The sequence below is a fragment of the Curtobacterium sp. MCBD17_013 genome, assembly GCF_003234565.1.
Lineage (GTDB): Bacteria > Actinomycetota > Actinomycetes > Actinomycetales > Microbacteriaceae > Curtobacterium.
The window spans coordinates 155,820-165,230 of sequence record NZ_QKTU01000008.1; the positions used below are offsets into that span (position 1 = coordinate 155,820).

General features: G+C 73.2%; 14 protein-coding genes. 7 read left to right on the forward strand and 7 right to left on the reverse strand.

The window, feature by feature from the left end; genetic code table 11:
* Positions 1–72 precede the first annotated feature (72 nt).
* Genes DEI81_RS10635 through DEI81_RS10645 form a run of 3 tightly spaced genes read left to right on the forward strand, consistent with a single transcriptional unit; the run spans position 73 to position 1,588 of the window.
* Complete coding sequence (locus DEI81_RS10635) at positions 73–657, forward strand: RNA polymerase sigma factor (protein ID WP_111010693.1); 585 nt, start codon at positions 73–75, stop codon at positions 655–657.
* Complete coding sequence (locus tag DEI81_RS10640) at positions 654–1,277, forward strand: hypothetical protein (protein ID WP_146244077.1); 624 nt, start codon at positions 654–656, stop codon at positions 1,275–1,277. The genes DEI81_RS10635 and DEI81_RS10640 overlap by 4 nt, the downstream gene beginning before the upstream one ends.
* A complete protein-coding gene (locus tag DEI81_RS10645) occupies positions 1,274–1,588 on the forward strand; it encodes a hypothetical protein (protein ID WP_111010695.1) in 315 nt (104 codons plus the stop codon). Before DEI81_RS10640 ends, DEI81_RS10645 begins: the two co-directional genes overlap by 4 nt.
* A 19-nt stretch (positions 1,589–1,607) precedes the next feature.
* Here the strand turns inward: DEI81_RS10645 and DEI81_RS16590 are convergent, their stop codons facing one another.
* The 7 genes from DEI81_RS16590 to DEI81_RS10675 all read right to left on the reverse strand — a co-directional run bounded on the left by DEI81_RS16590 (position 1,608) and on the right by DEI81_RS10675 (position 4,837).
* A complete protein-coding gene (locus DEI81_RS16590; protein WP_258368637.1) occupies positions 1,608–1,739 on the reverse strand; it encodes a hypothetical protein in 132 nt (43 codons plus the stop codon).
* Positions 1,740–1,758: 19 nt separating this feature from the next.
* A complete protein-coding gene (locus DEI81_RS10650; protein WP_111010696.1) occupies positions 1,759–2,385 on the reverse strand; it encodes a hypothetical protein in 627 nt (208 codons plus the stop codon).
* On the reverse strand, positions 2,382–2,960 hold the full coding sequence (locus DEI81_RS10655) for a DUF6286 domain-containing protein (RefSeq protein ID WP_111010697.1): 579 nt from the start codon (positions 2,958–2,960) through the stop codon (positions 2,382–2,384). The genes DEI81_RS10650 and DEI81_RS10655 overlap by 4 nt, the downstream gene beginning before the upstream one ends.
* On the reverse strand, positions 2,957–3,346 hold the full coding sequence (locus DEI81_RS16015; RefSeq protein WP_146244078.1) for a hypothetical protein: 390 nt from the start codon (positions 3,344–3,346) through the stop codon (positions 2,957–2,959). The genes DEI81_RS10655 and DEI81_RS16015 overlap by 4 nt, the downstream gene beginning before the upstream one ends.
* Positions 3,343–3,534: a hypothetical protein gene (locus tag DEI81_RS10665; protein WP_111010714.1), complete on the reverse strand. Its 192-nt coding sequence runs from the start codon at positions 3,532–3,534 to the stop codon at positions 3,343–3,345. Before DEI81_RS10665 ends, DEI81_RS16015 begins: the two co-directional genes overlap by 4 nt.
* A 2-nt stretch (positions 3,535–3,536) precedes the next feature.
* Positions 3,537–3,977, reverse strand: coding sequence for an Asp23/Gls24 family envelope stress response protein (locus tag DEI81_RS10670; protein ID WP_111010698.1), 441 nt, complete (start codon positions 3,975–3,977; stop codon positions 3,537–3,539).
* Positions 3,978–4,132: 155 nt separating this feature from the next.
* On the reverse strand, positions 4,133–4,837 hold the full coding sequence (locus DEI81_RS10675; RefSeq protein ID WP_258368639.1) for a phosphonatase-like hydrolase: 705 nt from the start codon (positions 4,835–4,837) through the stop codon (positions 4,133–4,135).
* A gap of 142 nt (positions 4,838–4,979) precedes the next feature.
* Here DEI81_RS10675 and DEI81_RS10680 point away from each other — a divergent pair, with 142 nt between their 5' ends.
* From DEI81_RS10680 to DEI81_RS10695, 4 genes are all read left to right on the forward strand, one after another.
* Positions 4,980–6,164, forward strand: a complete 1,185-nt coding sequence (locus DEI81_RS10680) for a TIGR03364 family FAD-dependent oxidoreductase (RefSeq protein WP_258368640.1) — start codon at positions 4,980–4,982, stop codon at positions 6,162–6,164.
* A 172-nt stretch (positions 6,165–6,336) separates the two neighbouring features.
* The gene (locus tag DEI81_RS10685) at positions 6,337–7,497 is read left to right on the forward strand and encodes an ABC transporter substrate-binding protein (RefSeq protein WP_111010699.1); all 1,161 of its coding nucleotides are present in this window, start codon (positions 6,337–6,339) and stop codon (positions 7,495–7,497) included.
* Positions 7,498–7,500: 3 nt separating this feature from the next.
* The gene (locus tag DEI81_RS10690; RefSeq protein ID WP_111010700.1) at positions 7,501–8,451 is read left to right on the forward strand and encodes an ABC transporter permease subunit; all 951 of its coding nucleotides are present in this window, start codon (positions 7,501–7,503) and stop codon (positions 8,449–8,451) included.
* The gene (locus DEI81_RS10695; protein WP_111010717.1) at positions 8,448–9,395 is read left to right on the forward strand and encodes an ABC transporter permease; all 948 of its coding nucleotides are present in this window, start codon (positions 8,448–8,450) and stop codon (positions 9,393–9,395) included. The genes DEI81_RS10690 and DEI81_RS10695 overlap by 4 nt, the downstream gene beginning before the upstream one ends.
* The last annotated feature ends 16 nt before the right edge of the window (positions 9,396–9,411 follow it).

Genomic DNA, 9,411 nt, shown 5'->3' on the forward strand with positions numbered 1-9,411 from the left:
GACGGGTGGCAGCATCGGCCGGGAGGCGCGGCACCCGTCCGCCTCGCCCCTCACCACCGGAAGCGGGTGTGCATGGCCGACGCCCTCGATCCCGTCGCACCCGTGACCCGACCGGTCGTCCTCGAGGACGTCGATGACGGACTCCTCGCCGAACGCGCCGGAGACGGGGACGTCCGCGCGTTCGAGGTCCTGGTCCGTCGGCACGGCCCCCTCCTCCGGGCGGTCGCGTTCCGCGCGCTCGGCCGGACGGACGAGGTGGACGACGTCGTGCAGGACGCCTTCGTGGCTGCCTGGCGGCAACTGCCCACGATGACGGACCCGTCCGCGATCCGTGCGTGGTTGCTCCGGGTCGTCGCACGCCGCGCTGCGGACCGGCACCGGGCCTCCCGACCGCACGGCGAGCTCGACGACGACGTCGCGGCCGAGGAGCACGCGACCCCCCACCGGATCGTCGAGGCGCGGTCGGCGACCGAGGCGATGGCCGCGGTGCTCGCCGACCTGCCGGAACGGCAGCAGCGGTGCTGGCTCCTCAAGGAGGTCGTGGGCGAGTCGTACGAGGAGATCGCGGAGGACCTGGGCGTCCCGGTGTCGACCGTCCGAGGGCTACTCTCGCGGGCACGGAGGACCATGATGAGCCGGATGGAGGCGTGGCGATGACCGATGCAGCGCCGCCCGACGACCCCGCCGTCCTGGCGCTCGAGCCGGACCAGCTCGACGGCCACAGCGTGGACGAGCTCGTCGACTACCTCGACCGCGGCATGGAGCCGCCGGATCCGGCCATCGACGACTCGCCCGCGTGCCAGAACGCGCTCGCGGCGATCGCGCGGCTCCGCGCGGTGTCGACCGCGCTCCTCGAGGAGGAGGGTCGGGTCGCGTCCGACCGGGACGACTCGTGGGTCGGGAACGTGATCGCCGCCATCACGACAGAGGCCCAGGCCGGTCGTGACGTGCCGCTCGCGCCCACGGCACCCACCGAACACGCTGCGCTCACCGAGGGTGCGATCCGTGCGCTCGTCCGTCGCGCCGCGGACGGGGTGGACGGGTTGGTCGTCGGACGGTGCTCCCTGGTGGGCGACGTCACCGAACTCGACGCTCCCGTGACCGTCAGCGTCACCGCGTCGCTCGTGTGGGGGCGGTCGGTCCCCACGGCCGTGACGGACCTGCGCCGGGCGGTCGGCCGGGAACTCGCCGCGCACACCGAACTGCGGGTGGCCGGGATCGACGTCGTCGTGCGCGACGTCCACGTCCCTCGGGACGGCCAGGAGGCGGACCGATGACCGGCAGCGGACGACCGGACCTCGAAGCCGAACTCGCGACCCTGGTGTGCGCGGTGCCCGGCGTCGAGCAGGTCTACCGTCGCGGCGTCGTCCGTGCGGCGGCGGCCGGTGCACGCCGACTGGTGGGTGCGGGGGCCGCGGACGCATCGGTCGAGGTCAGCCGCGACGGAGTGACCATGACGATCGCCGTCGACGGGATCCGGCCGACCGTCGAGGTCGTCCACGCGGTCCACGACGCGGTCATGGAGCATCTGACGCAGGTCGGACTCGCGGTCCCCGTGATCGTCGTGCGGGTCGGCCGGATCGGGTGAACGGACGACCCGCAGGGGGTCAGCGGCGGCGTCGGGACGCCGCAGCGCGACGCTGCTTCGCCTTCGCCAGCGCGCGCTGGACCTGGGGGTCGCGCCGCGCGTGGCGGACGATCCCGATGATGACCGGCAGGTACCGGAGCAATGCGAACACGGGGGCCTCGTTCCTCGGGTCAGTCGACCCGTGTGGTCGCGGCGGCCATGCGTGCGCGGAAGCCGCCGGTGAGTTCGATGAGCGCGGGGACCTCGTGGCCGACCGCGCGGTCGAGCCGACGGAGTGCCGACTCGATGACGGCCTGCGCGTCGGTCGGGGCGACCCCGCGCCGGCACGTCGCCGCGATCCGCAGCACCGGAGTGCGTCGGACCCGGTACGTGGTGACGCTACTCGTGACGAGTTCCGGGCGTCCGGACAGCGCGTCGCCGAGCAGGTCACGAGCGACCGCGGTGTCGATGACGATCCGGTCGCCCTCCTGCCCGGATGCCACCGCCTCGCCGCGGGTCTCGAGCAGCACCGACGTGTGGCCGCCGCCCTGACGGACGATGAACACGACGAGCAGCGCGACGACCACTGCGAGGGCGACGAGCACCGCGATCCCGATCCAGTCGGCGCGGGTCCCGGGGATCGTCGTCGTGGCGAACGCCTGGTCCAGGCCCCGCCGGACCCCGGGTGCGTCACCGCTCCAGGCGTGCGTGACGGCCGGGACCGCGCCGAGCAGGACCCCGACGAGCCCGAGCGCGACGAGCACGATGCCGACGACGAGGAGGAACAGCCGGTTGGCCGCGCGGTTCGTGGCGTTCATGCGCCCACCTTCCCGGTGCGTTCGATGGTGGTGCGCGACCGGAGGGGCGGACGCGCGTCGGAGCGGGCGATCTCGTCGTCGACGGCGGTGACCACGGCCTCCCGGTCGACCGGCAGACCGCTCGTGGGCGTGAGTCGGACCTCGGCGGTCCGGCGCCCGACGGTGACGAGGGTCGCGTCGGGGTCGACGCCCGCGGCGTCGGCGGCGCGGCGCGCGAGCGCCGAGGCGATCACGCGGTCGTCGACGACCACGACGGTGCGGTCGGAGTGGAGCGTGCGTCGCGGACGCCGGGAGGCCCGGAGCGCGACGACGACGAGGAGGACCCCGATGAGGGCCACCACCACGCCGCCGACGATGAGCCAGGCGGCGGCCACCGTGCTCGCGGCGACGAGGGCGGCGCCCATGTCACCCGGGGCGGCGAGCAGCGGCCGCATCCCGAGCATCGCCAGGACGACCTCCCTGCCGGCGTACGCGCAGGCCAGGATGACCAGCACGGCGGTGACGACGGCGGGGACGGCCTTGGACGAGTGCGTCTCGCGGCGGGCGACCCGTCGGAGCAGGTGGTCGGTGCTCATCGGACCCGCCGTTCTGCGCGGATGACCGCGCCGGTCAGATGGAGCGTGACCTGCGCGAGGTGCCGGCCGGTCAGCGCGGGGACACGGTCGCGCAGCGTGCGCTGCGCGGCGGAGCAGCGCTCGACGAGGCTCGGGGCGTCGTCGTCGGCGTCGAGCCCGCGGACGCCGATCGGCGTCCGCAGGATCGCGGCGAGGGCGCCGTCTCGGTCCTCGAGGTCCACGTGGACGTGGTCGGCGTCCACGTCGAGCTCCTCCGCCGTCAGCGCGGCGACGACCCGGGACAGGGCGCGCGCGGTGACCCGGGTCCGTCCCGGCGTGTCGGTGCGGTCGGGTCGGACCCCGGTCGAGGTCCGACCCGCCGCGGTCGTGGCGGTGGCGGTCGTCACGAGGACGACCGCTTCCCGCGGACGGCGTCGCTCAGGGCACGGACGTCGAGCTTGCCCTCGGTGATCCGCCCGACGACGGCACCGATGGCCATCGCGGCCGCGACACCGATGAAGGGCCAGAACCCGGCCCAGATCCACACGATCGCGAGTGTCGCCGCGACGAGGATCCCGAAACGCGTTGCGGTCATCGTCACGCCTGCTGCTCGTCGTCGGCCGTCGGGATGTGCACGTCGGTGACCTTGACGTTCACCTCGGTGACCTGGAGCCCGACGTAGTCCTCGATGGCCCCGGCCACGGCGGTGCGGACACCGTCGGCGACGGCCTGCAGGTCGGTCGGGTACTCCGCGACGATGACGACGTCGGCCGCGACCTGGGTCTCGCCGACCTGGACGCTGATGCCCTGGCTGAGGTCGGTGTTGTTCGCCAGGCCGCGGATCGCGCCGATGGCACGGGCCGCTCCGCCGCCGAGCGCGAAGACGCCCGGGACCTCACGGGCCGCGATGCCGGCGATCTTCGCGACGACCGCGTTGTCGATGTCGGTCTTGCCGCCGACCGTGCCGGTGCCGGTCGAGCTCAGCGTGGTGGCCGTCGCGGCCGTGGCGGGTGTGGTGGCGCTCGCAGTGGTGGCCATGGTGTTCCTCCCTGTCGTGGGTCCGGACGGACCCGCACTCCGTGGTGCTGCAGGGGAGTCGTGTCGACCGGGCCGATCGTCACGTCGGGAGGGCTGGGAGATCGCTCACGGATCGGGGGACGTCGTCGGTCCGGACCACCGCGGGACCGGGGCGTTCAGGCGACGCCGACCCGGGCCTCCCGGCCGGCGAGCAGCGCGGGCACGTCCGCGACGCCGTCGAGCACGTGGTCGTGGGGTTCGGCCTCGAGCTCCGCGCGGGACAGGGCGCCGGTGCACACGCCGACGGCGACCACGCCCGCGTTCCGCGCAGCGCGGACGTCGACGACGGTGTCGCCGGCGGCCAGGACCTGGCGCACGTCCTCCACGCCGAGCAGCTCCATGGCGTGGTGGATCATGTACGGCGCAGGGCGGCCGGCCCGGACGTCGGACGTCGTCACGACCGCGTCGACGGTGTGTGCCGGGCCCCGGCCGACGGTCCAGCCGAGCGAGGCGAGGAGCGACCCCACGACGGGTTCGTCGAACCCCGTGGTGAGCGCGACCCGGACGCCCCGCGCCCGGAGGTCCGCCAGCGCGGCCTCGACGCCGGCCATCGGTACGGGCGGGTCGGCGCGGTACAGGTCGTCGAGGGTCGCGCGGAAGGCGCGGAAGGTCGCGGACACGATCGACGGCGTCGGCTGCACGCCCCCGAGCTCGAGGAGGGCCGTGATCGCCTCCTCCTTGTCGGTGCCCATCCACCGTTGCAGGTCCGCGTCCGCGACGGGCGCGCCGGCGTCCTCCACGGCGGATCGCAGGGCTCGGTACACCGCGCCCCGGTCGTCGATCGTCGTCCCGGCCATGTCGAACACCACTGCGCTGATCACGGGCAGAGCGTAGGGGAGCGGTGCGACGCGGCGTCGTCGCGCCCGTGAACGGCAGTCGAACGCGCCAGGGCCGGGATGAACCGTCGGTGAACGCCGCCGCGGACGGTCCTGCGATGCTGGCGCTCGCGGACAGGATCGGGCCGTGGACACGACGACGCCCGACCTGCACGACACCGCCTCCACCGCCTCGGGCGGCCGGCCCGACCGGTACGACGTGGTGGTCGTCGGGGCCGGGGTCATCGGCCTCGCGCACGCCGCCGAGGCCGTCGACCGGGGGCTCCGGGTGCTCGTCGTCGAGCGCGACCACCGGGCCACCGGCGCCTCGGTCCGCAACTTCGGGCACGCGTGCGTGACGGCGCAGTCGGGCGACATGCTCGAGCTGGCGCTCGCCGCCCGTGAGCGGTGGCTCCGGCACGCCCACGACGGCCGCTTCCCCGCGGTCGCATCCGGCGCGGTGGCCGTCGCGCGGAGCCGGGCCGAACTCGCGGTCCTGGAGGAGCTGGCCGCGTCGCGCGAGTCGGGTCAGGTCCGGCTCCTCGCCGCTCCGGAGACCGTCGACCGGATCGGTGGGGTCGGCGACCCGACGATCGTCGGCGGGGCGTTCCTCCGTGACGACGTCCGCGTCGACCCGCGCGCTGCCGTCGCGGGGCTCGCCGCACTGCTCGCGTCGCGCGGTGTCACGTTCCGGTGGGGCACCGCCTACCTCGGATGGGAGGACGGCCTCGTCCGCACCTCGCGCGGCACGGTCCGGGCGGACCGCACGATCGTCTGCGTGGGGCACGACGTCGACCAGCTGTACCCGGACCTCGCCGAGCAGCACGGGATCCGTCGCTGCGGCCTGCAGATGGCACTCGTGGAACCGCCCACCGGGCTGTCGATCACCCCGGCCGTGCTCACCGGCACGAGCATGCTCCGCTACCCCGCGTTCGCCGAGACCGCCGCGGCGACCGTGCTCCGGCAGGAGATCACGCGCGAACGACCGGACCTCGTCGCCATGGACGCGAACGTCATGCTGACGCAGCGGCCGGACGGCAGCCTGGTCGTCGGGGACAGTCACCGGTACGACCTCACGCTCGACCCGTTCCTCGACGAGGGCGTCAGCGCGACCCTGCTCCAGGACGTCGCGACGCTGCTCGGGGTCGGAGGGCTCCGGGTGCGGCAGCGCTGGATGGGCGTCTACGCGCACGCGCCCGAGCCGTACCTCGTCGCCCACCCCGCGCCCGGGCTCACGGTCGTCAGCGTGACGAGTGGCGTGGGCATGACGATCTCGCACGGGCTCGCGGCCCGCACGTGGGCCGGCCTGGAGGCGCTTCCCGCGCCCGTCTGACGGCCGCGGTCCCCGACACGCACGCGCTGTTCCCCATCCGTTCACGGACGGGGCACGAGTGCGTCACCGCCCCGGGTCACGATGACGTTCGTCCAGCGGCCGGTACCCCACGTTCCGACTCCCACACCCGTCCCACAGTGAACGGCCGGTCGCCCCCAGGAAGGGAACACCCGTGCTCTCCAAGCGCTCATCCGCCGGCATCGCGCTGGCCGCCGCGGCACTCGCCGCCCTGACCGGTTGCTCCACCACGAGCAGCGCCGCGACCACCGACTCGTCCGGATCCGCCTCAGCCTCCGGTGACTGGTCGACGGCGACGTCCGCGTCGTCGAACGGTGGCATGGACGCCCTCGTCAAGGCGGCCGACAAGGAGGGACAGCTCAACGTCATCACGCTGCCGCCCTCGTGGGCCAACTACGGCAAGATCATCGCCGGGTTCGAGAAGAAGTACCCGGGCATCACGATCAACTCTGCGAACCCGAACGGCTCGAGCGCCGACGAGGTCTCCGCGGCGAAGTCGCAGAAGGGCCAGTCCACCGCCCCCGACGTCTTCGACATCGGCACCGCGGTCCTCAGCCAGAACCTCGACCTCGTCGCGCCGTACAAGGTCGCGAACTGGGCGGACATCCCCACGGCGGACAAGGCCGCCGACGGCGGGTGGTACTACGACTACACCGGCCTCATGTCGATCGGGTACGACTCGTCCGTCATCAAGACCGCCCCGAAGAGCATGAAGTCGCTGCTCGGCTCCGCCTACAAGGGCAAGGTCGCGATCAAGGGCGACCCGACGCAGGCGAACGAGGCCGCCAGCGCCGTCTACCTCGCCGCGCTCGAGAACGGCGGCTCGGCGAAGGACATCCAGCCGGGCATCGACTACTTCGGCAAGCTCAAGGCCGCGGGCAACATGCTCAACGTCCTGCCGACGCAGGCCACCGTCAACTCGGGTGAGACCCCGGTCGTCGTGCAGTGGTCGTACAACAACCTCGCGTGGGGGCCCGCGGGCGGATCGGCCGGCAACCCGAACTGGAAGACGGTGATCCCGAAGGGCACCGCGCTCGGCAGCTACTACAACCAGGCGATCAACGTCGACGCGCCGCACCCGGCGGCCGCGCGCCTCTGGGAGGAGTACATCTACAGCCCGAAGGTGCAGAACCTGTACCTCGCGTCCGGCGCGTACCCCGCCACGCTCGCCGCGATGGAGAAGAACGGCACGGTCGACAAGGCCGTCCTGGCGAAGGTCGGCGACGCACCGAAGAGCCTCGTCCAGCTGTCGAGCACGGAGGCGGCGACCGCGGCCACCCTGCTGACCAGCAAGTGGTCCTCGACGGTCCGCTGACCCATGGCCACCGCTGACGCGACCACGACCACCACGCTGCCCCGTGCGGCGCAGGCACACGGCGCCGCGCGGGGGTTGACCACCGCAGGCCGCGGCGCCGGGGGAGGACCTCGGCGCCGCGGCGTCGCGTGGCTCGGTCTCACCCCGTTCGCGCTCTACGTGCTCCTCTTCCTCGCCGTTCCCGCGGTCATCGCGGTCGCCAGCGGGTTCTCCACCGCCGCGGGCGTCCCCACGCTCGCGAACCTCCGGGCGTTCACCGATCCGGCGGTCCTACAGGCCTTCGCCGGTTCGGCCGGGCTGTCCGCAGCGTCGGCGGTGCTCGGCGCGGCCATCGGTGCCGTTGTGTGCTGGGCGCTGACGACTCTCCGCCCCGACGGGCTCGTCCGGTCCATGGTCGACGCCGCGGCGAGCGTCCTCGCCCAGTTCGGCGGGGTCATGCTCGCCTTCGCGTTCATCGCCACGATCGGCGTCCAGGGCATCGTGACCGTCTGGCTCCGCGGCGTCGGGATCGACATCAACGCGAACGGCCCGTTCCTCTACACGGTGGCTGGACTCGTCGTGCCGTACCTCTACTTCCAGGTGCCGCTCATGGTCTTGACGTTCATGCCGGCGCTCGAGGGCCTCGGCGTGCAGTGGGGCGAGGCGGCGGCGACGCTCGGGGCCTCCCGGTCCGTGTACTGGCGCCGGATCGCGATCCCCGTGCTCGCACCCGCGTTCTGGGGCAGCCTGTTGCTCCTGTTCGCCAACGCGTTCTCGTCGTACGCCACGGCCGCGGCGCTCATCGCCCAGGGCGGCATCGTGCCGCTGACGATCCGCCAGGAACTCACGAGCGAGACCATCGTCGGCGTGCAGAACGTCGCCGGGGTGCTGGCGCTCGGCATGGTCGTGGTCATGGTCGCCGTGATGGCGGGGTACTCCGCGCTCGAGCGTCGCGCCTCGCGGTGGCAGCGATGAGCTCGGCACGCGGGTACGGCCCCGCACCCTCGAAGACGGTCGGTACCGTCGTCCTGGTCGTCGTCGGGCTCGTGTTCGCGGTGCCGATCGTCGCGCTGGCGCAGTTCACCCTCCGGCAGGGTGCGGGGGCCGGGCTGACACTGTCGCACTACACGGCGCTCGCGGATCCGGTCAACCGGGCCACGTACCAGCCCCTGTTCGACGGCCTCGTGAACTCGCTCGTCATCGCGGCGATCACCGTCGGCATCGTCCTGTTCGTGCTCCTGCCCGCCCAGATCGTCACGACACTCCGGTACCCCCGGCTCCGGCGCGCGCTCGAGTTCGTGTGCATCCTGCCGATCACCGTGCCGACCGTCGTGCTCGTCGTCGGGTTCGTCCCCGTGTACCAGGTGATCGCGCAGGTCCTCGGGTCGGGTGCGTGGACGCTCGCCTTCGCGATCGGGGTGATCAGCCTGCCGTTCGCGTTCCGGCCCATCGCCACCGCACTCACCACGGTCGACGTCGTCGTGCTCGCCGAGGCCGCTCGATCACTCGGGGCAGGCTGGGCGACGGTCGTCATGCGGGTGCTCCTGCCGAACCTGCGCCGCGGCATCCTCGCCGCGTGCTTCCTCACCGTCACGGTCGTGCTCGGCGAGTACACGCTCGCGTCATTCCTGTCGCGGACGACCTTCCAGACGGCGCTCGTGCTCATCCAGCAGACGGACCCGTTCGTCGCGGCGATCTTCTCGCTCGCCGCGCTCGTGTTCGGGTTCGTCCTGCTCGTCGTGATCGGCCGCGTCGGGTCGGCTCGACCTGGCGCGCGCCGCATCCGTCGTGGAGCAGGCGGCGCGTCCGGTGCCGGGAGCACGGGCACCGGGTCCAGTGGCCCGGCCGACGCCGCCCTGCGCTCGCACGTCCTCGACGGTGTCGCCGTCGCCGCCCCCACCTCCCAGGAGCCCGCATGACCCGCACCTGTCTCTT

Coding starts and splice junctions, on each gene's coding strand:
- DEI81_RS10695 (WP_111010717.1), top strand. CDS start 8,448: ATGAGCTCGGCACGCGGGTACGGCCCCGCACCCTCGAAGACGGTCGGT.
- DEI81_RS10650 (WP_111010696.1), bottom strand. CDS start 2,385: ATGAACGCCACGAACCGCGCGGCCAACCGGCTGTTCCTCCTCGTCGTC.
- DEI81_RS10645 (WP_111010695.1), top strand. CDS start 1,274: ATGACCGGCAGCGGACGACCGGACCTCGAAGCCGAACTCGCGACCCTG.
- DEI81_RS10665 (WP_111010714.1), bottom strand. CDS start 3,534: ATGACCGCAACGCGTTTCGGGATCCTCGTCGCGGCGACACTCGCGATC.
- DEI81_RS10655 (WP_111010697.1), bottom strand. CDS start 2,960: ATGAGCACCGACCACCTGCTCCGACGGGTCGCCCGCCGCGAGACGCAC.
- DEI81_RS10635 (WP_111010693.1), top strand. CDS start 73: ATGGCCGACGCCCTCGATCCCGTCGCACCCGTGACCCGACCGGTCGTC.
- DEI81_RS10670 (WP_111010698.1), bottom strand. CDS start 3,977: ATGGCCACCACTGCGAGCGCCACCACACCCGCCACGGCCGCGACGGCC.
- DEI81_RS10640 (WP_146244077.1), top strand. CDS start 654: ATGACCGATGCAGCGCCGCCCGACGACCCCGCCGTCCTGGCGCTCGAG.
- DEI81_RS10690 (WP_111010700.1), top strand. CDS start 7,501: ATGGCCACCGCTGACGCGACCACGACCACCACGCTGCCCCGTGCGGCG.